The sequence below is a fragment of the Burkholderia sp. BCC1998 genome, from assembly GCF_905339875.1.
Classification (GTDB): domain Bacteria; phylum Pseudomonadota; class Gammaproteobacteria; order Burkholderiales; family Burkholderiaceae; genus Burkholderia.
In genome coordinates this window covers 596191-619498 of sequence record NZ_CAJPHE010000001.1, presented here as the reverse complement: position 1 = coordinate 619498, position 23308 = coordinate 596191, and the positions used below count along the sequence as shown (strand labels likewise).

The following is a 23308-nucleotide window of genomic DNA, read 5'->3' as shown; positions in this document are numbered from 1 at the left end:
TCCCCATCTTGCACACACCCCGTCGTGATTTCACGACTCTATCCGTAATAGACCCCGACCCGCGTCGTTGCACCCGTCGCGCTTACCAGCGCTTGCCTTCGGGCGTATCGAGCAGCGGACGCAATTTCGCAGCGATTGCCTCGCGCGCCCGGAAGATCCGCGACCGGACCGTCCCGATCGGACAATCCATCATTTCCGCGATCTCTTCGTAGCTCAAGCCCTCGATCTCGCGCAGCGTAATCGCCTGGCGCAGCTCTTCGGGCAGGACGGCCATTGCAGCGTTGACCGTCTCGGCAATCTGCTTGCTCATCAACATCGACTCAGGCGTGTTGATATCCCTTAGTTGGTCTGCGTCGGAGAAAGTTTCCGCTTCCTCGGCATCGGCCTCGGTGGAGGTCGGTGCCCGCCGGCCCTGCGTCGCAAGGTAGTTCTTCGCCGTATTGACGGCAATCCGGTACAACCACGTGTAGAACGCCGACTCGCCGCGAAATTGCGGCAGCGCACGATACGCCTTGATGAACGCGTCCTGGGCCACATCCTCGACCTCGGCGGGATCCCGCACGAGGCGCGAGATCAGCCGAATGATCTTGCGGTGGTATTTGGAGACCAGGAGTTCGAACGCTGCCTTGTCGCCTTTCTGTACGCGCTCGACCAGAGCCTGATCGATTTCTTTTTCACTCACCTGACAAATCCGTTAACTAGGGATGCAACGCGGAGCGTTATTGTAGCGTTCCGGCGCCGGCCGCTGGTTACGGCTGGTAACCGCGCCGCCGTCATGCCCGCCCCGCCGTGCCGGCGGTACGCGCCAGCACGGACAGCGCGCTGAACGACGCGGCGTCGAGCGCATCGGCCGGAATCAGCAACGGCCGCGCGCGCCGGGCGCCCTGCCCGACCGACAGCACGAGCAGCAGGCTGCTCCAGTGCGCATGGCCCGTCACGCGGCCCCGGGCCAGCAAGCGCCCGGTGCGGCCAAACGCCGCAATCTCCCCGAATGCATCGATCCGCACCTCGGCCGGCAGCCGGCGGGCACAGGCCCGTGCGGCACACACGGCAAGCAGCGCGGCCGTCGCCGCCGACACGCACGCGCCGGCAGCGGCACCGGCCCGCGGCGCCCAGAACAGGTACGCGGAGGCGGCCGCCGCCGCGACGAACGCGGCCAGCACCACATACGACACGGCCGAGGCCCGCAATGCAAAGCATTGCGGACGCCCGGCCGGAGCATCGAATGGACTCGTCAAGCGATTTCAGCGTCAGACGCGCTTGAACACCAGCGTGCCGTTGGTACCGCCGAAGCCGAAGTTGTTCTTCACGGCCACGTCGATCTTCATGTCACGCGCGGTGTTCGCGCAGTAGTCGAGATCGCACTCGGGGTCCTGGTTGAAGATGTTGATGGTCGGCGGCGACACGTTGTTGTGCAGCGCCAGCACCGTGAACACCGACTCGAGGCCGCCCGCGCCACCCAGCAGGTGACCCGTCATCGACTTCGTCGAGTTCACCACGAGCTTGTACGCGTGCTCGCCGAATGCCGCCTTCACCGCATCGGACTCGTTCTTGTCGCCGAGCTGCGTCGACGTGCCGTGCGCGTTCAGGTACTGGACCTCGTCCGCGTTCACGCCGGCGTCGCGCAGTGCCGCGACCATGCAGCGGCGCGGACCGTCCATGTTCGGCGCGGTCATGTGGTACGCATCGCCCGTCATGCCGAAGCCCGAGACTTCCGCATAGATCTTCGCGCCGCGTGCCTTCGCCGCCTCGTATTCCTCGAGCACCATCACGCCTGCACCCTCGCCCAGCACGAAGCCGTCGCGGTCCTTGTCCCACGGACGGGACGCGGTGGCCGGATCGTCGTTGCGGGTCGACAGCGCGCGCGCGGCCGCGAAACCGCCGATGCCCAGCGGCGACACCGTCGATTCGGCGCCGCCCGCGACCATCACGTCGGCGTCGCCGGCCTGGATCAGGCGCGCCGCGAGGCCGATGCTGTGCAGACCGGTCGTGCAGGCCGTCACGGCCGCGAGGTTCGGGCCCTTCAGGCCGAACATGATGCTCAGGTGACCCGAGATCATGTTGATGATCGAACCCGGCACGAAGAACGGCGAAATCCGGCGCGGGCCGCGATCGACGTAGGTCTGGTGCGTGTCTTCGATCATCGGCAGGCCGCCGATACCGGAGCCGACCAGCACGCCGATGCGTTCCGCATTGGCTTCGTTCACTTCGAGGCCGCTGTCCCGGATCGCCTGGACGCCGGCTGCGATGCCGTAATGGATGAACGTATCCATGTTGCGGGCTTCCTTCGCCGGGATGTACTCCTCGGCGCTGAAACCCTTCACTTCGCCCGCGAAATGGCAGGCGAGGTTCGACGCATCGAACTTCGTGACGGTGGCGATACCGGACTTGCCGGCGACGAGATTGGCCCAGCCGTCGGCAACATTATTGCCAACAGGCGAAATCAGCCCCAGGCCTGTAACAACAACACGACGGCGGCTCACGGTAACCTCTTTTCCATTATTGGATGACAAAAACAAAAGCCACAGTGGCCACAGGAACCAGCCCTGCGAGCCCTGTGGCTGTTAGTCCGTCCGGCACGAAGCCGGCAGGATGGCGCGTCAATCGCGAAGATCGCGGCGACGTGGCGGACAAGCGCGAAAGGCGCTTACGCCTTGACGTTTGCGCGAGCGTAGTCGATCGCTTGCTGAACGGTCGTGATCTTCTCTGCTTCTTCGTCCGGGATTTCCATGCCGAACTCGTCTTCCAGAGCCATCACCAGTTCGACCGTGTCGAGCGAATCCGCGCCCAGATCGTTCACGAACGATGCTTCGTTCTTGATCTCGGCTTCCGCGACGCCCAGTTGCTCAGCGACGATCTTCTTGACACGTTGTTCGATGTTATCCATTACCCCTCCGAGGGAAAGTTCAGATTTACAAGTGCGCGCATTTTATCAGGTTTGCTGACGGCAAAACGCGCGTTGGCTTGATGGTCGATCCAGCACCGATCCGCCTGAAAAACGGGATACGGCGCGGATGGTAAACGAAAACCGTTACGACATGTACATGCCGCCGTTCACGTGCAGCGTCGTGCCGGTGATATAACCGGCCTGCGGCGATGCGAGGAACGCGACGGCATGGGCGATGTCTGCCGGGCTGCCGAGGCGGCCGAGCGGAATCTGGGTCTTGAGCGCAGCCTGCTGTTCTTCCGGCAGCGTCTTCGTCATGTCGGTGTCGATGAAGCCCGGCGCGACGCAGTTCACCGTGATGCCACGGCTGCCGATTTCACGTGCAAGCGCACGCGTCATGCCCGCGACGCCGGCCTTCGCGGCCGCGTAGTTGACCTGGCCCGGGTTGCCGGCCGAGCCGACCACCGACGTGATGTTGATGATGCGGCCGCCGCGGGCCTTCATCATCGGGCGCAGCACCGCGCGCGACAGGCGGAACACCGACTTCAGGTTGGTGTCGATCACCGCATCCCAGTCCTCGTCCTTCATCCGCATCGCCAGCTGGTCCTGCGTGATCCCCGCGTTGTTGACGAGCACGTGGAGCGCGCCGAATTCCTTCACGGTCGCGTCGATCAGCGCTTCGGCTGCCGCCGCGTCGTTGACGTTCAGCACCGCGCCGCGGCCCGTCACGCCCGCTTCCGCGAACCCGGCGGTAATCGCGGCAGCGCCCGATTCGCTCGTCGCCGTGCCGATCACCGTCGCGCCCAGGCGCGCGAGTTCGAGCGCGATCGCCCGGCCGATGCCGCGCGATGCGCCGGTCACGATCGCGACCTGTTTATCGAGAGTCTTTTCCATGAATCGAATATCCGTCTCTTGAGGAAAGGCGCCGCGTCAGGCGGTCGCCAGCTTCAGTGCTTCGTCGAGCGAAGCCGGATCGAACACCGATGCGCCGACCAGGTTGCCGTCGATGCGCTTCGTCAGGCCTGCCAGCACCTTGCCCGGACCGCACTCGATCACGTGCGTGACGCCCGTGCCCGCGATGTGCCGCACGCATTCGACCCAACGCACCGGGCCCGCGGCCTGGCGCACCAGCGCGTCCTTGATCGCGGCCGGATCGCTGACCACCGCGACGTCGATGTTGTTGACGACCGGAATCTGCGGCGCCTTCACGTCGACGTTCGCCAGATAGTCGCGCAACTGGTCCGACGCCGGCTTGAGCAGCGACGAATGGAACGGCGCCGATACCGGCAGCGGCAGCGCGCGTTTCGCGCCCTTCGCCTTCGCGATCTCGCAGGCCTTCTCGACGGCCGCCTTCGCGCCCGCGATCACGACCTGCGCCGGCGCGTTGAAGTTCACCGCTTCGACGATGCCCGCTTCCGCGGCTTCGGCGCACACGGCGCGCACCGTGTCGTCATCGAGACCCAGGATCGCCGCCATGCCGCCCTGGCCGACCGGCACGGCCGTCTGCATCGCCTGCGCGCGGAAGCGCACGAGCGGCACCGCGTCCTTGAACGCGATCGCGCCCGCGGCGACGAGCGCCGTGTATTCGCCGAGGCTGTGGCCCGCGACGATCGACGGCGCCGGACCGCCGGCCTGCTGCCATGCGCGATAGCACGCGTAGGCGGCCGTCAGCATCACGGGCTGCGTGTTGGTGGTCAGATTCAGCTCTTCGGCCGGACCTTCGGCGATCAGCTTGCCGAGATCCTGATTGAGTGCATCGGATGCTTCCTGGAGCGTCTCGCGCACGACGGCGAGATCGGCGAATGCGTTGAGCATGCCGACCGACTGCGAGCCCTGCCCCGGAAAAACGAATGCGAATTTCATATCGTCCCCAATTGAATCGATTCGGACGGCGCGCGCGAACGGCGCGCCGGTTCGGGATCCGCGCGCAGCAGTTGCGCGCCGCGGATCAGTAGCGGAAGACGGACGCGCCCCACGTGAAGCCGCCGCCGACGCCTTCGATCAGCACGTGCTGACCGCGCTGGATGCGGCCGTCACGCACCGCGGCGTCGAGCGCCAGCGGGATCGACGCAGCCGACGTGTTGCCGTGCTGGTCGACCGTCACGACCATGCGCTCCTGCGGCAGGCCGAGCTTGCGGCAGGTGCTGGTCATGATGCGGATGTTGGCCTGGTGCGGAATCAGCCAGTCGACCTGCTCGGGCGCGAGATTCGCCTTGGCGAGCGCCTCGATCGCGACCTTTTCGAGCACGTTGACCGCGAGCTTGAACACGGCCTGCCCATCCATGTACAGGAACGCGCTGCCGTCGATCACACCGCGATTGACGTTGCCCGGCGTGCAGAGGATGTTCGAATAGCTGCCGTCCGCGTGCAGCGCGCTGCCGAGCACGCCCGGCTCTTCCGATGCGGACAGGATCACCGCGCCCGCGCCGTCGCCGAACAGCACGCAGGTCGTGCGGTCCTTGAAATCGAGAATGCGCGAGAACGTCTCCGCGCCGACGATGAGCGCCGTGCGGTGCTGGCCGCTGCGGATGAAGCTGTCGGCCGTCGCCATCGCATAGGCGAAGCCCGAGCACACGGCCTGCACGTCGAATGCCGCGCCGCCGTTCTTGATGCCGAGCTTGTTCTGCAGCAGGCAGGCCGTGCTGGGGAACACGAAATCGGGGGTCGAAGTCGCGACGATGATCAGGTCGATCGACTGCGGATCGATATCGGCCGCCTCGATCGCACGGCGCGCCGCTTCGAGCGCGAGATCGCTCGTCGTGACGTCCGGTGCGGCGAAATGGCGCGCATGGATGCCCGTGCGCGCAACGATCCACTCATCGCTCGTCTCGATGCCTTCCTTCGCGAGACGGTCGGCGAGCTGCTGGTTCGTGACCCGGTCGGGCGGCAGGTAGCTGCCCGTGCCGAGCACGCGGGAATAGAGAGTCGATTGGGCCATTTATGCTTTAGAGGATTGCGCAGCGGAAGGTTCGGCGTGGTGGCCTGCGGCCGGGCTCGTCGGGCCTGCGCCGCCCGCGTCGTGTTCGCCGTCGCCGAGCGACACCGAATTGTCCGCCATCGCACGCGTGAGGCGCTCCAGCACGCCGTTTTTGACGGCATCATAACCCCGTTTGATCGCCCACTCAAACGCGTAGGCGTCGGCCGAACCGTGGCTTTTGATCACGAGGCTCTTCAGCCCCAGCAGCGCCGCGCCGTTGTACTGGCGGTGATCGACGCGCTTCTTGAAACGCATCAGCACCGGCAGCGCGAGCAGCGCCATCAGCTTTGACATCAGCGACCGGCCGAACTCCTCGCGGATGATGTCGGACAGCATCTGCGCGAGCCCTTCGGACGTCTTCAGCGCGACGTTGCCGACGAAGCCGTCGCAGACGATCACGTCGACCGTGCCTTTGTAGATGTCGTTGCCTTCGACGTTGCCACGGAAATTCAACGTGCTGGCGCGCAGCAGTTCGCCGGCGCGCTTGATGGTCTCGTTGCCCTTGATGACCTCTTCGCCGATGTTCAGCAGGCCGATCGTCGGACGCTCCTTGCCTTCGAGCGCGGCGACGAGCGCGTGCCCCATCTCCGCGAACTGCAGCAGGTGCTGCGGCTCGCAGTCGACGTTCGCGCCGAGGTCCAGCATCATCGTGTAGCCGGTCGGGTTCGGCAGCGCGAACGCGATCGCAGGCCGCTCGATGCCGGGCAGCGTCTTGAGCACATAACGGGAAACGGCCATCAGCGCGCCGGTGTTGCCGGCGGAAATACAGGCCTGGGCCGCGCCTTCCTTGACGTGGTTGAGCGCGACACGCATCGAAGAATCCTTCTTCTTGCGCAGCGCCACTTCGACAGGGTCGTCCATCGCCACGACTTCGGTGGCGGGCACGATGGTCAGCGCGGGATCGTCGAGGGCTTTCAGCTTTTTCAGCTGAGCGCGGATCGCGCTTTCGATGCCGACGAGCATCAGGTGCGCATCGGGATGCGCGCGGACGAACTTGACTGCCGCGGGAACGGTCACGGACGGGCCGTGGTCGCCTCCCATGCAATCGATTGTGAGCTTTACGGTCATGGAATGCGACGAATTTCAGGCACAAAAAAGCGGCAGTTGAATGCCGCCTTTTTGTTGCGCCAGGAAAGTGTCAAGCGAACCAGTTGTCACGCGAACGGCGATCGTAGCGCGCAACGCGTGACTTGACGCTTAGTCGTTCTTCGTCTTGACGACTTTCTTGCCGCGATAGTAGCCGTTCGGGCTGACGTGATGACGCAGGTGAACTTCACCCGTGCTCGGCTCGACTGCCAGCGGCGCTGCCGTCAGGAAATCGTGCGAACGATGCATGCCGCGCTTCGACGGCGACTTCTTGTTTTGCTGGACTGCCATGACTAACTCCTAAATAATTTTCCGGATTCTAACACAGCCCGATCCGGCGCTTAACTACCCTGGCCCAAAGCCCTTACGCCTTCCCGCGCCACAACTGCTTAGTGTTTCTTGCTGCCGTCCCCGTCCTTCTTCAGCGCTTCCAGCGCTGCGAACGGATTCGGCCGTTTGCCTTCGTCCTCGTCTTCGGCGGACTCGTCGTCCGCGTCTTCCGAAGGACCGCTCGCACCCGACACGAGGCTTTCGTGGACTGCCGGGCAAACCTCGTGCTTGGGCACGAGCGGCAACGAAAGCAGCAATTCCTCTTCGATCAAGTCGACGAGATCGAACTGGCGTGAGCCCACGATCACATCGGCTTCATCGTCGTCGAGCGGAAATTCTTCAGCTTCTTCTTCGGTCGCAACGACCCGGTACGTCATGTCGACGTCGAACGTCTGGTCGTACGGGGTCATGCAGCGCTGGCACGTGAGCCAAGCATGGCCATGCACCGCGAGGCGCAGATACGGCTGCTGCCCATCGGCGCCGTCGTCCTGCAACTCCTTCTGGGTGAACCCTTCGGCCTGCCACGTGAAGACCGTGTCGCGATCGGGCGCGTCCGCCGGCACTTCGTTCAGCATGCGCGGCAGTTGCGACAGGCGCACGGCACCCGCTGCCTGCCGCCCGCTGCGGGCGAATTCGAACAGGTCGACCGCGTGCGGATCAAGCGCTGCCGCAGGCTTGCCAGAAGAAGTGTTCATGTTGCGCTCCTGCCTACAGGCTGACTTGCGGGATCCGGCTTGCTGGCGCCACTCATTTGACGCCGCGCACGTACGCGATCCACGCCACGTACGCCTCGCACGATTACGTACTTTACTTCCGAAGACCCGGCAGGCGCCACCACTGCGGAAAGCCTGCCGACGAAAAGCGGGAAAGCATACCTGTTTTACCTTTTGCGGTCAATCACTTATGCTTGCGCCCTTGCAACACCGCGCCACACCCGACGACTCACCGACCCAACCGACCATGCCGGATACCGTTTGCCGCCCGCCGCGGCTGATTCTCGCCTCCAGTTCCCGCTACCGCCGCGCGCTCCTCGAGCGCCTCGGCCTGCCGTTCGACGTCGTGTCGCCCGACCTCGACGAAACCCCGCTCGCGGGCGAAGCGCCGGCCGCGACCGCGCTGCGCCTCGCCGGTGCGAAGGCGCGCGCGGTCGCCGCGACGATCGACGCGCCGGACGGCGTGCTCGTGATCGGGTCGGACCAGGTCGCGACGTTCGACGGCCACCAGATCGGCAAGCCCGGCACGCACGAGCGCGCGCTCGCGCAGCTGCTGTCGATGCAGGGCCGCGACGTCGAGTTCCACAGCGCGCTCAGCCTGTACGACAGCCGCACCGGCGAAACGCAGAGCGAGGACGTCGTCACGCACGTGCGCTTTCGCTCGCTGCCCGAGGCCGAACTCGATGCGTACCTGCGCGCGGAAACGCCGTACGACGTCGCCGGCAGCGCGAAGTCCGAAGGGCTCGGCATCGCGCTGCTGGATGCCATCGACTCCGACGACCCGACGGCGCTCGTCGGCCTGCCGCTGATCGCGCTCACGCGGATGCTGCGCGCCGTCGGTTATCCGCTGTTCGCCGCACCCCAAGGAGACCGCGCATGACCGCCGGCACGCTCTATCTCGTCCCGAACACGCTCGGCGAGGGCGACGCATCGATGCTCGCCGCCGTGCTGCCCGCCGCCGTGCAGGCGCGCGCCGGCACACTCGGCTATTACATCGGCGAAAACGCGAAAACGACCCGCGCGTTCCTGAAGAAGATCGGCACGACGCGGCCGATCCAGGAAATCGAGATCAGCGAACTGAACGTCAATACGCCGGCCGGCGCCATCGACCGGCTGCTCGCGCCCATACTGGCCGGCGCGGACGCCGGCCTCGTGTCGGAGGCCGGCTGCCCGGCCGTCGCCGATCCGGGCGCACTGCTGGTGCGCCGCGCGCACGAACGCGGCGTGAAGGTCGTGCCGCTCGTCGGGCCGAGTTCGATCCTGCTCGCGTTGATGGCGTCGGGCCTGAACGGCCAGAGTTTCGCGTTCAACGGCTACCTGCCGGTCGACGCGGCCGCGCGTGCGAAGCGCTTGCGCGAACTTGAGCAACTGTCACGCAAGGCGCGCCAGACGCAGATCTTCATCGAGACGCCGTACCGGAACCAGGCGATGCTGGATACGCTGATCGCGACCTGCGCGCCGTCGACGCAGATCTGCGTCGCGGCCGACCTGACCCTCGAGACCGAGACGATCGCCAGCCGCTCCGTGGCGGACTGGAAAAAGACGCCTCCGCCGAATCTGCAGAAGCGCCCCGCCATCTTCCTGCTGCTCGCGAACTGAAGCCGGCGGTCGCGCGACCCGGGGCGCCCTGCCCCGTTCGCCGCGGCGCCGGCCGGCCGCCGCTCAGCGCAGGCTGAACGACGTGCCGCCCGCGGTGAGCGCCTTCATCGCGGCACCGCCGACCGCCGCGCCGAACTTGCGCGCGACGCGGTTCGTCAGGCTTTCCTTCACCGTATAGTCGACGAGATCCGGCGCCTTCAGCACGTCGCGCGCGACCGTGTCGGTCGTGCCGTAGCCGTCGGCGAGCCCGAGCTCGACGCTCTTTTCGCCGGTCCAGAACAAGCCCGAGAACATGTCGGGCGTTTCGTGCAGCCGCTTGCCGCGGCCGTCCTTCACGGCCTTGATGAACTGCGCATGAACCTGGTCGAGCAGCGCCTGCGCGTGGGCATCCATCTTCGGCGTCTCGGGCGAGAACGGGTCGTAGAAGCCCTTGTTTTCGCCCGACGTATGCAGGCGGCGATCGACGCCGAGCTTGCCCATCAGGCCCGTGAAGCCGAACCCGTCCATCAGCACGCCGATCGAGCCGACGATGCTCGCCTTGTCGACGAAGATCTTGTCGGCGGCGGACGCAATGTAATAACCGCCCGATGCGCACATGTCGGTCACGACGACGTACAACGGCTTGTCCGGATACTTCTTGCGCAGCCGGCGGATCTCGTCGTAGACCATCCCGGCCTGCACCGGGCTGCCGCCCGGGCTGTTGATCCGCAGCACGACGCCGGCCGTGCCGCTGTCGTCGAAAGCGGTATCCAGCGCCGTGTTGATGTCGTCGGCGTTCGCGTTGGTGCCCGCCGCGATCTCGCCGTCGATCGTCACGAGCGCCGTGTGGCGCCCGCTCGCCGAGAATTTCGAGTCGCTCGAGAAATCGATCAGCGCGAACGCGAGCAGCACAAACACGCCGAGGAACGCGAAGCGGAAGAAGATCTTCCAGCGCCGCGCGGCGCGCTGTTCCTTGACGGCCGCAAGCGCGATCCGCTCGAGCGCCGCGCGCTCCCAGTTCGGTTCGCGGCTGTCGGGACGGGACGAGGAATCAGGAAGGTTCGGTTGGTCGGCCATGCAGTGGTGTCGTCAGTCGGTCGTGGCGGGAGGGGGCGGAGCGGCGGGACCCAGGTCGGCATCCGGCACCCAGAATACCGCACGCCCGTCCGGCGTGTCGCGCTCGTCGACCTCGACCGGCCGCAGGCGGCCGCCACGGCACGGGCCGCCGACGCACTTGCCGGTATCCGGCGCGTAGATCGCGCCGTGCGTCGCGCACATCAGGTACAGGCCCGACGACTCGAAGAACTGCCCTTCGGCCCAGTCGAGCTCCATCGGCACGTGCGCGCAGCGGTTCAGGTAGCCGTATGCACGGCCTTCGTAGCGCACGAAGAACACGACCGCCTGCTCGCCGCGCAGCGTCGCATCGATGCGCACGCCGGCGCCGCCGTCGGCCAGCGCGTCCGATGCGCACACGCGCACGGCATCCGGCGCCGCGCTCATGCGTGCTCCCGCAGCCACGCGGCCAGTGCGCCGACGTCCGGCGCGACGAAGCGCGGTGTCAGCGCGGCCAGCGCATCGGCCGTGTGCGCGCCGTACGCGACGCCGATGCCGGCCGCCCCCGCACTCGCGGCCATCTGCAGGTCGTGCGTGGTGTCGCCGATCATCACGGTACGCGCGAGATCCTGCCCCAATTCACGGGTCAGTTCGTGCAGCATTGCCGGATGCGGCTTCGAGAACGTTTCGTCCGCGCAGCGCGTCGCATCGAACAGGCTCGTGAGCTTCGACTGGTCGAGCACGCGGTTCAGCCCGACCCTGCCCTTGCCGGTCGCGACCGCGAGCAGGTAGCCCGTATCGCGCAATTCCGCGAGCAGTTCGCGCACGCCGGCGAACAGCTCGATGCGCTGATCGTCCAGCAGGTAGTGATAGCGGTAGCGTTCGGCCAGCCGCGGATAGTCGGACGGATCGAGGGTCGGAGCAGTAATCTGCAGTGCATCGCGCAGGCCGAGGCCGATGACGTAGCGGGACGCCTCGTCCGACGGCGTGGGCAGGCCGAGATCGCGGCAGGCGGCCTGGATGCTGTGCGCGATGTGCGCAGTCGAATCCATCAGCGTGCCGTCCCAGTCGAAGACGATCAGATCAAATTGCTGTCGGGCCATGCGAGTCAGGCGGTATCGCGCAGAGCGCTGAGTTGATCGAGGAAGCGCCGGCATTCGTCCGGCAGCGGCGCATCGAACTGCAGCGCCTCGCCGGTCAGCGGATGCGCGAGCTTGAGCCGGTGCGCATGCAGGAACATCCGCTTGAGCGACGGTTGCGCGTTCGCGCGCGCCAGCGCCTTGTTCAGTGCGAAATCGCCATACTTGGCGTCGCCGGCGATCGGCAGGCCGAGATGCGCGAGGTGCACCCGGATCTGATGGGTCCGACCCGTTTTGAGTTCCGCTTCAACCAGCGCGTAGTCCGGCCAGCGCTCGATCAGGTTGAACACCGTGTGCGACGGCAGGCCATCGTCCTGTACGCGCACGCGCCGCTCCCCTTCCGGGGTCGAATACTTGAACAGCGGGACCTTCACCACGCGACGGCGGCCCCAGTCGGGCTGCCATTCGCCGTGTCCGCACGCGAAGTAGCGCTTGTCCATCCGGTTCTCGCGGATCTGCTCGTGCAGGCCGACGAGCGCCGTGCGCTTCTTCGCGAGCATCAGGATCCCCGAGGTCTCGCGGTCGAGCCGGTGCACGAGTTCGAGGAATTTCGCGCGCGGGCGGGCCTGGCGCATCTGCTCGATCACGCCGAACGCGACGCCGCTGCCGCCGTGCACGGCGACGCCGGCCGGCTTGTTGATGACGAGCAGCGCGTCGTCTTCGTACAGCACCTCGAACTGCGCGGGCGGCACGATCGGCGTGTCGGCACGCGCGAGGTCGGCCGCCGCCACCCGCACGGGCGGCACGCGGACGAGGTCGCCGAACGCGAGACGGTACTGGGCGTCGACCCGACCCTTGTTCACGCGGACTTCGCCGCTGCGCAGGATCCGGTAAATATGGCTTTTGGGCACGCCTTTACAGACGCGCAACAGGAAGTTGTCGATCCGCTGACCGGCCGAGTTTTCGTCGATCTGGATCATCGATACCTGGCCGCTTGCGACTGAATTCTGGGATATTTTGCCTAACTCATTCATACTGAATATAATTTTGCCCAGCCTGACGTTGAGGGTGGCCTGACAGGCCGGTCCCGACGGAATCGGGCAAGGCGCAAGCGCAAACCGTTATTTTACTTGCGCCGGGGGTCTGCTGCTCGCCCCTAATCAAAGAGATGCAGCAAGTTGCACGCACGGCGCCGGCCGTCGGCAAGGATCGCGCCCACAGGCGGATTCGGTCGACCAGGCGCCGCGGTAACGGAAAGTTGGTTGAAAAGAATTTGATCGGCAGCCCGACGGCGCGAGGTGCGTCCGCAGGCTGCCGGTTGCGAAAATTACGGCGTTGCGCCCGATTTGGCCCCGCGAAGCGTGCGGGGCTTGGCGACGTCAAACCAGGGAAGTACACCCCAGGCGGGAAAGTCGGGCTGGATTCGATACTCCCCGCTGCGGCCCAAGCCGCAGCATCTGCCGCCCGTCGGCGCGCGCGACGCATTGCGCGCGCCCCGTGGCAGTGCCCCGGTCTCAGGCTTAGCGCGCTTTCGCAGCGTGCGGTGTGTGGACGCCGTGCTTTGAAGCCGTGTTCGCAGGTGCCCTATGGCCGCCGGCCCCGTCTTTCGGGCCCAAGCGCCTCTTCAGGCAATTCTCCCCGCCATCCTTCCCGCTCCAGCGTGCTTGTGACAACACAACAAGGCGCGGCCTGCCGTCGTTCCCGCCCTCGCGACTGACAACCGCGAGGCGCCGGCAGCAGAGCCGCCTGGAGTCGTTCATGAAACGCATGCTGTTCAATGCGACGCAGCAGGAGGAGCTGCGCGTCGCCATCGTCGATGGGCAAAAGCTCATCGACATCGACATCGAGACAGCCGGGCGCGAACAGCGCAAAGGCAATATCTACAAAGGTGTCATCACGCGCATCGAGCCGTCGCTCGAAGCGTGCTTCGTCAACTACGGCGAAGACCGCCACGGCTTCCTGCCGTTCAAGGAAGTCGCCCGCCAGTACTTCAAGGAAGGCATCGACATGCGCTCCGCGCGCATCCAGGATGCCCTGCGCGAAGGCCAGGAGCTGATCGTCCAGGTCGAGAAGGAGGAGCGCGGCAACAAGGGCGCCGCCCTCACGACCTTCATCTCGCTCGCCGGCCGCTACCTCGTGCTGATGCCGAACAATCCGCGCGGCGGCGGCGTGTCGCGCCGGATCGAAGGCGACGAGCGTCAGGAACTGCGCGAAACCATGGCGCAGCTGCAGATTCCGGACGGCATGAGCATGATCGCCCGCACCGCGGGCATCGGCCGCAGCGCCGAGGAACTGCAGTGGGACCTGAACTACCTGCTGCAGCTGTGGCGCGCGATCGAAGCGGCGTCGCAAAGCGGCAATGCCGGCCAGCCGATGCTGATCTATCTGGAATCGAGCCTCGTGATCCGCGCGATCCGGGACTATTTCCAGCCCGATATCGGCGAAATCCTGATCGACACGACCGAGATCTACGATCAGGCCCGTGCGTTCATGGACATCGTGATGCCGGACAACGTGTCGAAGGTGAAGCGCTACCACGACGACGTGCCGCTCTTCTCCCGCTTCCAGATCGAGCACCAGATCGAGACCGCGTACTCGCGCACGGTGCCGCTGCCGTCGGGCGGCGCGATCGTGATCGACCACACCGAGGCGCTCGTCGCGATCGACGTGAACTCGGCGCGTGCGACCAAGGGCGCGGACATCGAGGAAACGGCGACCCGCACGAACCTCGAGGCGGCCGACGAAGTGGCCCGCCAGCTGCGCCTGCGCGACCTCGGCGGCCTGATCGTCATCGACTTCATCGACATGGAGTCGGCGAAGAGCCAGCGCGAAGTCGAGCAACGCCTGAAGGACGCGCTCAAGCACGACCGTGCGCGCGTGCAGATGGGCAAGATCTCCCGCTTCGGCCTGATGGAACTGTCGCGCCAGCGCCTGCGTCCGGCCCTGTCGGAAGGCAGCCACGTGACGTGCCCGCGCTGTAACGGCACGGGCCACATCCGCGATACCGAATCGTCCGCGCTGCAAGTCCTGCGGATCATTCAGGAAGAAGCGATGAAGGAAAACACCGCGGCGATCCATTGCCAGGTGCCGGTCGAGGTGACCGCCTTCCTGCTCAACGAAAAGCGCCAGGAAATCAACAAGATCGAGTCGCGCTTCAAGGTCGGCATCGTGCTGATCCCGAACAAGCACCTCGATACGCCGCACTACAAGCTCGAGCGCCTGCGCCATGACGACGCGCGCCTCGACGATCCGCGCGCGTCCTGGAAGATGGCCGAGGAAGCCGCCCGCGAACTGGAGTCGGAAACCGGCTACAGCAAGCGCGCGGCCGACGTGAAGCCGAAGCAGGAAGCGGCGGTCAAGGGCATCACGCCCGAGCGTCCGGCGCCGAGCCCGGCACCGCAGCGCCCGGTCGAGCCGGTTGTGGCACCCGCACCGGTCGCCGCGGCGAGCGGCGGCTTCATCGGCTGGCTGAAGGGTCTGTTCGGCATGTCGCCGGCTCCGGCGCCCGCGCCGGTCGCACCGGCACCGGCCAAGGAACAGGCTGCCCGTCCGGCCCGCGAGCGGACCGAGAAGACCGAGCAGCGCGGCGGCGATCGCAACCGCAATCGTCGTGGCGGCGCCCAGCAGGCTCAGGGTGGTCGCGACCAGGCAGCGGCAGGCCGTGGCCAGTCGCAACGCCAGGAGCGCGAAGGCAAGGAAGCGCGCGAGCCGCGTGAACCGCGCGAGGGTCGCGAACCGCGTGAAGGCCGCGAGCCGCGCGAAAGCCGTGAAGGTCGTGAGGGCCGCGAAGGTCGCGAGGGCCGTGGCCCGCGCGAAGGCCGCGAACCGCGCGAGCCGCGTGAAAGCCGTGAGCCGCGCGAACCGCGCGAGAACCGCGAACCGCGCGAGCGCACCGAGCAGCCGGAAGCCGTCGAGGCAGCCGGCCGCGGCGAGCGCCAGGAACGCGGCGAACGTCGCGAGCGCGGTGAGCGCCGCAAGCCGACGCAACACGCGGCTACGCTCGAGACCGTCACCCGTGGCGAGAACCATCCGGAAGCGGAAGCCGACCAGGCCGCAGCCGTCGCCCTGCCGGGCGCCGATGTCGCAGCCGACGCGGAAGCCGGCGCACGTGACGGCGAGGAACGTCGTCGCCGCCGCCGCGGTCGCCGCGGCGGTCGTCGCGAGCGCGAGGACGAAGGCGCAGTCGTCGACCACGCCGAGCAAGGCGCGGACGGCGAAGCCGTGCAAGCTGTGACGACGGAAGCCCCGCGCGCGGTCGAGCCGGCCCATACGGCCGCACCGGTCGCCGTGGCAGCGGTCGCCGCAGCGGGCGCCGTGGCAGCCGAGGCCGCAGTCGAACAGCGTGCCGAAGCGGTCGAGCCGGCCGTGGTCGAGCCGCAACCGGCACCGGTTCGCGTCGAAGCGACGCCGGTCGCGCCGATCGAGCCCGCCCCGGTTGCACCGGTCGCCGAATCGGTACCGGTCGCGCCGGCCGCTGCTCCGGAAGCCGGCCCGGCACCGGTCGCGGTGTCGCCGACCGATGCGTTCGAAGTGCCGGCTGCCGTCGAAGCGCCGCAGTCCGCGCCCGTCGAGCAAGCCGCACCGGCACCGGTCGCCGCGGTTGAAGTCGCACCGGCACCGGTCGCCCCAGCACCGGTCGCGCCGGCAGCCGTCGAACCGGCCCCGGTCGAAGCCGTTGCCGCGCCCGCGCCGGCGCCGGTTGAACCGGCCGCTGCGCCCGCTTCGGCGAGCCTCGACGTCGTGCTGGAACAAGCCGGCCTCGTGTGGGTGAACACGGATGCCGACAAGTTCCGCGCTGCCCAGGAAGCCGCGTCGCGCCTGCCGCGTCCGGCCCGCGTGCCGCGCGAGCGCAAGGCGCTGCCGCCGGTCGATACGACCCCGATGCAGCAGGTCGAGACGTCGCACCATTAAGCGGCGCATCGCCCGACCAGGAAAAGCCCGCCTCCGGCGGGCTTTTTCATGTCCGCGCTGCGGGTTTCCGCCCACCGGCCCGGCCGGCCGCTTGCGGCTAAAATAGAAGACTGGCTCGCACTTCTTTCAACATGTCCCGACGCATCATTCCCCTCGCCGACGTCAGCGGGATGCCGGATATCTCCGGCGTCGCGCATACCCCTGACGGCGCCCTGGCCGACACGTTCGCCAGGCCGCTGCGCGACCTGCGCATCTCGGTGACGGATCGCTGCAACTTCCGTTGCGTGTACTGCATGCCGCGGGACGTGTTCGACAAGGACTACCCGTTCCTGCCGCACAGCGCCCTGCTCACGCACGAAGAGATCGAGCGCGTGGCACGGCTGTTCGTCGCACACGGCGTCGAAAAGATCCGGATCACCGGCGGCGAGCCGCTGCTGCGCAAGAACCTCGAATTCCTGATCGAGCGCCTCGCGCGCCTGACGACCCACGACGGCCGCCCGCTCGACCTGACGCTGACCACCAACGGTTCACTGCTCGCGCGCAAGGCGCGCGCGCTGAAGGATGCCGGCCTCACACGCGTGACGGTCAGCCTCGACGCGCTCGACGACACGCTGTTCAAGCGCATGAACGACGCCGACTTCGCGAGCGCCGACGTGCTCGACGGCATCTTCGCCGCGCAGGCCGCGGGCCTCGCGCCGGTCAAGGTCAACATGGTCGTGAAGCGCGGCACCAACGACGGCGAGATCCTGCCGATGGCCGAGCGCTTCCGCGGCACCGGCGTGATCCTGCGCTTCATCGAATACATGGACGTCGGCACGTCGAACGGCTGGAACATGACCGAAGTGCTGCCGTCCGCGGACGTCGTCGCACGGATCGCCGAGCAGTTCCCGCTCGTGCCGCTCGAGCCGCACACGGCGGCGGAAACCGCGCAGCGATGGGGCTACGCGGACGGCAGCGGCGAAATCGGCGTGATCTCGAGCGTCACGCAGGCATTCTGCGGCGACTGCACGCGCGCGCGGCTGTCGACCGAAGGCAAGCTGTACCTGTGCCTGTTCGCGTCGACCGGCCATGACCTGCGCGCACTGGTGCGCGGCGGCGCGAGCGACGCCGAGATCGCGACCGCGATCGCCCGGATCTGGCAGGCCCGCACCGACCGCTACTCGCAGCTGCGCGGCAGCGCGGCCGCCGACGCCGCGCCCGACGGCGCCGGCAAGCGCGTCGAAATGTCGTACATCGGCGGCTGACGCGCGCCGCCCGCCCCACTTTCCCGCGATGTCCGCTTCCGCCTCGCCTTCCATCACCGGCCTGCTGCTCGCGGGCGGGCGCGCGACGCGCATGGACGGCGCAGACAAGGGCCTGCAGCTGCTCGACGGTACGCCGCTCGCGCTGCACGTGCTGCGCCGGCTCGCACCGCAGGTCGACGAGACGCTGATCAGCGCGAATCGCAACGCCGCGCGCTACGCCGAACTCGGTGCGCCGTTCGACGCGCGCATCGTGCCGGACGAAACCCCCGATTTCCCCGGCCCGCTCGCGGGCCTGCTCGCCGGCATGCGCGCGGCGCGCGCACCGCTCGTCGTGTGCTCGCCGTGCGATACGCCCTATTTGCCGGCCGACCTCGTCGCGCGGCTGCACGCTGCGCTCGACGCGCGGCAGGCCGACATCGCGATGGCGGTGACCGTCGACGCGCACCACGCGCGTTCGCCGCAGCCGACCTTCGCGCTGCTGCGCGCGTCGCTCGCCGACGATCTCGCGGCCAGGCTCGCGGCCGGCGAGCGCAAGGTGCGTGCGTGGTACGCACGCCACAAGACGGTCGAAGTCGAGTTTCGCGACGAGCGTGCGTTTTACAATGCCAATTCCTGGCAGGAACTCGCCGCGCTTGCCCGCCGCTGACGGCACCGGCATCCGTTCCCGCCCGCCGCATGCGCCTTCGCGCTTCGGCGCCCTCCGCGCGCCACCGGCCACGAACCCGATACGCCTTGCGGCGCAGTCCGACTGATGATCACGCAATCCTCGCCCGCCTCCCGAACCGCACCCGATTCCGCGGCCCCGCTGTCGCTCGCCGATGCGCAGGCGCTCGCGTGCCGGTTCGCGGTGCCGGTCGACGCGTGCGAAACGGTGCCGCTGCATGACGCCCTCGACCGCGTGCTCGCGGCCGACGTGAATGCGCCGTTCGACATTCCCGCATACGACAACTCGGCGATGGACGGCTACGCATTCGACGGCAGCGCACTCGCGCTGGCAGCGGCCGCCGACATCGCGCTGACGGTCGCCGGCACGGCACTCGCCGGCCATCCGTTCGATGGGGCCGTGGTGCCCGGCACGTGCATCCGCATCATGACCGGCGCGGCGATGCCGGCCGGATGCGACACGGTCATTCCGCAGGAGCGCGTGCGCGTCGACGGCGACGTCATCCGCTTCGCCGCACACGAGGTCGCGCGCGGCGCAAACTGCCGCCGGGCCGGCGAGGATCTCGCGCGCGGCGCCTGCGCGCTTGCCGCCGGCCGCATCCTGCGCCCGTCCGATCTCGGCCTGCTCGCATCGTTCGGATTGCGCGAAGTCACGGTGCGCCGCCGCGTGCGCGTCGCCGTGTTCTCGACCGGCGACGAACTGCGCGAACCCGGCGAGCCGCTCGGCCGCGGCACGCTGTACGACAGCAATCGCGGGATGCTGGTCGCGATGCTCGAAAGGCTGCACATCGACGCACTCGATCTCGGGATCGTCCGCGACGATCCCGCCGCGCTCGAACGCGCATTGCACGATGCGATCGCCGCACAGGCCGACGCGGTGATCACGTCCGGCGGCGTATCGGTCGGCGAAGCCGATTTCACGCGCGACCTGATGGCGCGGCTCGGCGACGTGACCTTCGCGAGCCTCGCGCTGCGGCCCGGCCGGCCGCTCGCGTGCGGCACGCTCGCGCGCACGGGCGACGGCCATGTGCTGTTCTTCGGGTTGCCCGGCAATCCGGTCGCCTCCGCCGTGACGTTCTACGCGATCGTGCGCCCCGCGCTGCTGACGCTGGCCGGCGCGCACACGCCGCCGCCGGCGATGTACACGGCACGCAGCACGCAGGCGCTGAAAAAGCGTCCGGGCCGTACCGAATACCTGCGTGCGATCGCGACGCGCGCCGCCGACGGCCAGTGGGACGTCGCGCCGGCCGGTTCGCAGAGTTCCGCATCGCTGAGCGGCCTTGCGGCCGCCAACTGTTTCATCGTCCTGGGCCACGATTCCGCGGCAGTCGACGCGGGCGCCCCGGTCGACATCCTGCCGCTCGACGGCCTGATCTGAATTCCAATCGGTATATTTCTACGGGGGCAATCCGCACATGAAGAAACAAATCTCGTCGATCGCCGCGGGGCAGACCGCGAAGGCGCTGATCCTCGTCTACCTGACGTTCAGCGTGCCGATCGTGCTGCTCGGCATCCTGGTCGCGTACATCCGTTACGGGATGGTCGAACTGAGCACGATCCTGAGCGCGCTGTTGCTGAACGCGATCCTCGGTTTCGTGCTGCTGTGGATCGCCTGCCACGCGTACAACTGGGTCGCGTCGCGCTTCGGCGGCATCGAGATCGTGCTGTCCGATCCGCCGGAGGAAGCGTGAGCGGCGCACCGCTGATCCGCGCGGCCGAAACGCGCGACGTCGGCGCGATCCTCGCGCTGATGCGCGAGCTGGCCGAGTTCGAAAAGCTCACGCACCTGTTCGTCGCGAGCGACGCCGACCTGGCCGACGCGCTGTTCGGCGAACGCCCCGCCGCCGAAGCGCTGGTGGCCGAGCGCGACGGCGCGATCGTCGCGTATGCGCTGTTCTTCCACAACTATTCGACGTTCCTCGGCCGGCGCGGGCTGTATCTCGAGGATCTGTACGTGCAGCCGTCGCAGCGCGGCACGGGCCTCGGCACCGCGATGCTGCAGCACCTCGCGGCACTCGCCGTCGAGCGCCGCTGCGCTCGCTTCGAATGGTCGGTGCTCGACTGGAACCAGCCGGCGATCGACTTCTACGAGAAGATGGGCGCGACCGTGCTGCCGGAGTGGCGCATCGTACGCGTCACCGGCGACGCACTGGACGCGCTCGCCGCACGCTGAACGCGCGCCGGCTACGCCGGTCGCCGTGTCAAAGGAAAACGGGCGCCGCGGCGCCCGTCTTCGTTCCAGCCGGTTTCGGCTGCGTGCATCATGCGGGATGCGTCATGCGTCGTCCGCATCGGCGCCGTCGGCGGCTTCCGCGCCGAGCAGCCCGGCCGCCGTCTCGCCCGGCAACGCCTCGACCTGTTTCAGCTTGCGGTTCATCACGCGGGTGCGCTGCTCGGCGGCCTCGATCGAACGCGTGACCGTCTCGAGCTGCGCCTTCGTGCGTGCGAGCACGTCGCCGAACTTGCCGAATTCGGTCTTCACCGCACCGAGCACCTGCCACACCTCGCTCGAGCGCTGCTCGATCGCGAGCGTGCGGAAGCCCATCTGCAGGCTGTTCAGCAACGCGGTCAGTGTGGTCGGCCCGGCCACCGTCACGCGATAGTCGCGCTGCAGCAGGTCGGTCAGCCCCGGGCGGCGCAGGATCTCCGCATAAAGCCCCTCGGTCGGCAGGAACAGCAGCGCGAAATCGGTCGTATGCGGGGGTGCGACGTACTTCTCGGCGATCGTACGCGCCTCCATCCGCACGCGCGCCTCGAGCGCACGGGCCGCCTCCTCGACCGCCACCGAATCGGCACGCTCCTGCGCATCGATCAGCCGCTCGTAGTCCTCACGCGGAAACTTCGCGTCGATCGGCAGCCACACCGGCGGCGCGTCGCGCGTGCCGGCTTCGCGGCCCGGCAGCCGGATCGCGAATTCGACGCGTTCGCTGCTCTTCGGCACCGTCGCGACGTTCTTCGCATACTGGTCGGGCGTGAGCATCTGTTCGAGCAACGCTTCGAGCTGCACCTCGCCCCAGGTGCCGCGCGTCTTCACGTTGGTCAGCACCTTCTTCAGGTCGCCGACGCCGGCCGCGAGCGTCTGCATCTCGCCGAGCCCGCGGTGCACCTGCTCGAGCCGGTCCGACACGAGCTTGAACGATTCGCCGAGCCGTTGCTCCAGCGTCGCATGCAGCTTCTCGTCGACGGTGCGGCGCATCTCCTCGAGCTTCGCCGCGTTGTTCGTCTCGATTTCCTTCAATCGCTGTTCGAGCGTCGCGCGCACTTCGCCGATCCGGCGATCGTTGGCCTCGGTCAGTTGCGTGAGCTGCCGGTTCAGCGTGTCGCCGAACAGCCGCAGCGCGACCGTCTGCTCTTCGCGCGCCTGCTGCGCCTGGCGCTGCACGCTCTCGCGCATCGCGTCGAACTGCTGCGCGTTGCCGGCGACCAGTTTGCCGAGCTGCTGCGCGAAACCGTCGATCTGGTTGTTCTGCACGGTCGCGATGCTCGTCAGCTGCGTCGCGAGCGTCTGCTGAAGCTGCGAGAAACTGCCGGCCAGCTCGGTGCGCGAACCGCGCGCGTTCTCGACGATCTCGCCGCGCAGCTCGCGTTCGAGCCGCTCGACCGCAAGCGCCTGCGCGTGCGCGGCGTCCTCGATCTGGTCGCCGAGCACGGCCGCGTCGTCGTGGCGGCCGCCGCCGCGCACGATCGCGACGATCGCCACCGCCAGCGCGACGGCCAGCACGACGACAGCCGCCAGCAACAACATCGTCGTCATGCGCGCGGCTTCCCGATCACGTCAGGGTTGATCGGATTCGGCGGCTGCCCCGCGCGCGGCCCTTCGCCCAGCGCGGCGATCAGGTTGTCGGCCGCGAGGTTCGCCATCGCGCGGCGCGTCTTTTCGGTCGCGCTCGCGATATGCGGCGTCAGCACGACGTTCGGCACCTCGAGCAGCGCCGGGTGCACGCTCGGCTCGCCTTCGAACACGTCGAGGCCGGCCGCGGCGATCGTCCCGTCGCGCAGCGCGACGGCCAGCGCCGCGTCATCGACGATGCCGCCGCGCGCGATGTTGGTCAGCGTCGCGGTGGGCTTCATCTTCGCGAGTTCGGCCGCGCCGATCGTGTGATGGTTCTCCTTCGTGTACGGCAGCACCAGCACGACGTGATCGGCGCGCGCCAGCAGCGCATCCTTCGACACGTATTCGGCGTTCAGCTCGGCCTCGATCTCGGGCGCGACCCGCGACCGGTTGTGATAGATCACCTGCATCCCGAAGCCGCGCGCGCGGCGCGCGAGCGCCTGGCCGATGCGCCCCATGCCGATGACGCCGAGCGTCGAGCCGTAAATGTCGCCGCCGAGGAAACCGTCGTACGCCCACTTCTGCCAGTGCCCGGCGCGCAGCCAGTGCTCGGATTCGGCGATCCGGCGCGCGGCGGCCATCATCAGCGCCCAGCCGAAATCCGCGGTCGACTCGTTCAGCACGTCGGGCGTGTTGGTGCCGAGCACGTTCGCCGCGTTGAACGCGGCCATGTCGAAGTTGTTGTAGCCGACCGCCATGTTCGACACGACGCGCAGGCGCGGCGCCGCCGCGAGCGCCGCCGCGCCGACCGGGTCGCCCGCCGTCAGCGCGCCGTCCTTGTCCGCGAGACGCGCGGCGAGCGCATCGGGGGCGAGCGCGTCGCCGTTGTTCCAGTCGACTTCGAAATACTGCTCGAGCCGTTCGATCACGTCCGGAAAGATCGGACGTGCGACCAGGATCTTCTGCATCGCCATCTCCGCATGCCGCGGCCGGAACGCGGCGCATCGTGCGCCGC

General features: G+C 67.8%; 24 protein-coding genes. 8 read left to right on the top strand and 16 right to left on the bottom strand.

Translation table 11 applies throughout. The features are described from left to right. Positions 1-82 precede the first annotated feature (82 nt). The 10 genes from rpoE to U5A56_RS02840 all read right to left on the bottom strand — a co-directional run bounded on the left by rpoE (position 83) and on the right by U5A56_RS02840 (position 7975). Positions 83-682, bottom strand: a complete 600-nt coding sequence (gene rpoE, locus U5A56_RS02885; RefSeq protein WP_006752490.1) for an RNA polymerase sigma factor RpoE — start codon at positions 680-682, stop codon at positions 83-85. Between the two features lie 91 nt (positions 683-773). Beyond that, positions 774-1238, bottom strand: a complete 465-nt coding sequence (locus U5A56_RS02880) for a hypothetical protein (RefSeq protein WP_321920877.1) — start codon at positions 1236-1238, stop codon at positions 774-776. 12 nt (positions 1239-1250) lie between these two features. Then, on the bottom strand, positions 1251-2483 hold the full coding sequence (fabF, locus tag U5A56_RS02875; RefSeq protein WP_044844772.1) for a beta-ketoacyl-ACP synthase II: 1233 nt from the start codon (positions 2481-2483) through the stop codon (positions 1251-1253). 164 nt (positions 2484-2647) lie between these two features. Then, positions 2648-2887: an acyl carrier protein gene (gene acpP / locus U5A56_RS02870; protein ID WP_004197638.1), complete on the bottom strand. Its 240-nt coding sequence runs from the start codon at positions 2885-2887 to the stop codon at positions 2648-2650. 144 nt (positions 2888-3031) lie between these two features. Further along, positions 3032-3781, bottom strand: a complete 750-nt coding sequence (gene fabG / locus U5A56_RS02865; protein ID WP_044844773.1) for a 3-oxoacyl-ACP reductase FabG — start codon at positions 3779-3781, stop codon at positions 3032-3034. A gap of 36 nt (positions 3782-3817) precedes the next feature. After that, positions 3818-4750 carry an ACP S-malonyltransferase gene (fabD, locus tag U5A56_RS02860; protein WP_044844774.1) on the bottom strand — a complete coding sequence of 311 codons (933 nt, stop codon included), beginning with the start codon at positions 4748-4750 and terminating at the stop codon, positions 3818-3820. Positions 4751-4835: 85 nt separating this feature from the next. Further along, entirely contained in the window at positions 4836-5825 is a 990-nt protein-coding gene (locus U5A56_RS02855; protein ID WP_044844775.1) for a beta-ketoacyl-ACP synthase III, read from the bottom strand. Next, the gene (gene plsX / locus U5A56_RS02850; protein WP_044844776.1) at positions 5826-6932 is read right to left on the bottom strand and encodes a phosphate acyltransferase PlsX; all 1107 of its coding nucleotides are present in this window, start codon (positions 6930-6932) and stop codon (positions 5826-5828) included. 129 nt (positions 6933-7061) lie between these two features. After that, positions 7062-7241 (bottom strand): 50S ribosomal protein L32, encoded by a 180-nt coding sequence (rpmF, locus tag U5A56_RS02845; RefSeq protein ID WP_006051932.1) that lies wholly within the window; start codon positions 7239-7241, stop codon positions 7062-7064. Between the two features lie 98 nt (positions 7242-7339). Continuing rightward, complete coding sequence (locus U5A56_RS02840; protein ID WP_044844777.1) at positions 7340-7975, bottom strand: YceD family protein; 636 nt, start codon at positions 7973-7975, stop codon at positions 7340-7342. Between the two features lie 265 nt (positions 7976-8240). On the opposite strand from U5A56_RS02840, the gene U5A56_RS02835 reads away from it, so the two are divergent. Together U5A56_RS02835 and U5A56_RS02830 are read left to right on the top strand one after the other, a co-directional pair. After that, entirely contained in the window at positions 8241-8873 is a 633-nt protein-coding gene (locus U5A56_RS02835) for a Maf-like protein (RefSeq protein WP_124487459.1), read from the top strand. Further along, a complete protein-coding gene (locus U5A56_RS02830) occupies positions 8870-9592 on the top strand; it encodes an SAM-dependent methyltransferase (RefSeq protein ID WP_044844779.1) in 723 nt (240 codons plus the stop codon). Before U5A56_RS02835 ends, U5A56_RS02830 begins: the two co-directional genes overlap by 4 nt. A gap of 63 nt (positions 9593-9655) precedes the next feature. On the opposite strand, the gene U5A56_RS02825 is transcribed toward U5A56_RS02830, so the two are convergent. Genes U5A56_RS02825 through U5A56_RS02810 form a run of 4 tightly spaced genes read right to left on the bottom strand, consistent with a single transcriptional unit; the run spans position 9656 to position 12737 of the window. Beyond that, positions 9656-10648 carry a S49 family peptidase gene (locus tag U5A56_RS02825; protein ID WP_044844780.1) on the bottom strand — a complete coding sequence of 331 codons (993 nt, stop codon included), beginning with the start codon at positions 10646-10648 and terminating at the stop codon, positions 9656-9658. A gap of 12 nt (positions 10649-10660) precedes the next feature. After that, complete coding sequence (locus U5A56_RS02820; protein ID WP_321810493.1) at positions 10661-11071, bottom strand: Rieske (2Fe-2S) protein; 411 nt, start codon at positions 11069-11071, stop codon at positions 10661-10663. Further along, a complete protein-coding gene (locus tag U5A56_RS02815) occupies positions 11068-11727 on the bottom strand; it encodes an HAD-IA family hydrolase (RefSeq protein ID WP_044844782.1) in 660 nt (219 codons plus the stop codon). Before U5A56_RS02815 ends, U5A56_RS02820 begins: the two co-directional genes overlap by 4 nt. 5 nt (positions 11728-11732) lie before the next feature. Further along, positions 11733-12737, bottom strand: a complete 1005-nt coding sequence (locus U5A56_RS02810) for an RluA family pseudouridine synthase (protein ID WP_044844783.1) — start codon at positions 12735-12737, stop codon at positions 11733-11735. A gap of 724 nt (positions 12738-13461) precedes the next feature. Between U5A56_RS02810 and U5A56_RS02805 the strand changes: the two genes are divergently transcribed. The 6 genes from U5A56_RS02805 (at position 13462) to U5A56_RS02780 (ending at position 20694) form a co-directional block, all read left to right on the top strand. Then, positions 13462-16614 carry an Rne/Rng family ribonuclease gene (locus U5A56_RS02805; protein ID WP_044844784.1) on the top strand — a complete coding sequence of 1051 codons (3153 nt, stop codon included), beginning with the start codon at positions 13462-13464 and terminating at the stop codon, positions 16612-16614. Positions 16615-16745: 131 nt separating this feature from the next. Then, the gene (gene moaA / locus U5A56_RS02800; RefSeq protein ID WP_044844785.1) at positions 16746-17858 is read left to right on the top strand and encodes a GTP 3',8-cyclase MoaA; all 1113 of its coding nucleotides are present in this window, start codon (positions 16746-16748) and stop codon (positions 17856-17858) included. A gap of 28 nt (positions 17859-17886) precedes the next feature. Continuing rightward, complete coding sequence (gene mobA, locus U5A56_RS02795) at positions 17887-18504, top strand: molybdenum cofactor guanylyltransferase MobA (RefSeq protein WP_044844786.1); 618 nt, start codon at positions 17887-17889, stop codon at positions 18502-18504. Positions 18505-18609: 105 nt separating this feature from the next. Further along, a complete protein-coding gene (gene glp, locus U5A56_RS02790) occupies positions 18610-19899 on the top strand; it encodes a gephyrin-like molybdotransferase Glp (protein ID WP_321920876.1) in 1290 nt (429 codons plus the stop codon). Positions 19900-19936: 37 nt separating this feature from the next. Further along, complete coding sequence (locus U5A56_RS02785; protein ID WP_006476519.1) at positions 19937-20212, top strand: hypothetical protein; 276 nt, start codon at positions 19937-19939, stop codon at positions 20210-20212. Further along, a complete protein-coding gene (locus U5A56_RS02780) occupies positions 20209-20694 on the top strand; it encodes a GNAT family N-acetyltransferase (protein ID WP_044844788.1) in 486 nt (161 codons plus the stop codon). Before U5A56_RS02785 ends, U5A56_RS02780 begins: the two co-directional genes overlap by 4 nt. A 102-nt stretch (positions 20695-20796) precedes the next feature. Here U5A56_RS02780 and U5A56_RS02775 read toward each other — a convergent pair whose 3' ends face one another. Together U5A56_RS02775 and U5A56_RS02770 are read right to left on the bottom strand one after the other, a co-directional pair. Continuing rightward, complete coding sequence (locus tag U5A56_RS02775; RefSeq protein ID WP_044844789.1) at positions 20797-22275, bottom strand: DNA recombination protein RmuC; 1479 nt, start codon at positions 22273-22275, stop codon at positions 20797-20799. Next, positions 22272-23261, bottom strand: a complete 990-nt coding sequence (locus U5A56_RS02770; RefSeq protein ID WP_044844856.1) for a 2-hydroxyacid dehydrogenase — start codon at positions 23259-23261, stop codon at positions 22272-22274. Before U5A56_RS02770 ends, U5A56_RS02775 begins: the two co-directional genes overlap by 4 nt. Positions 23262-23308 lie beyond the last annotated feature (47 nt).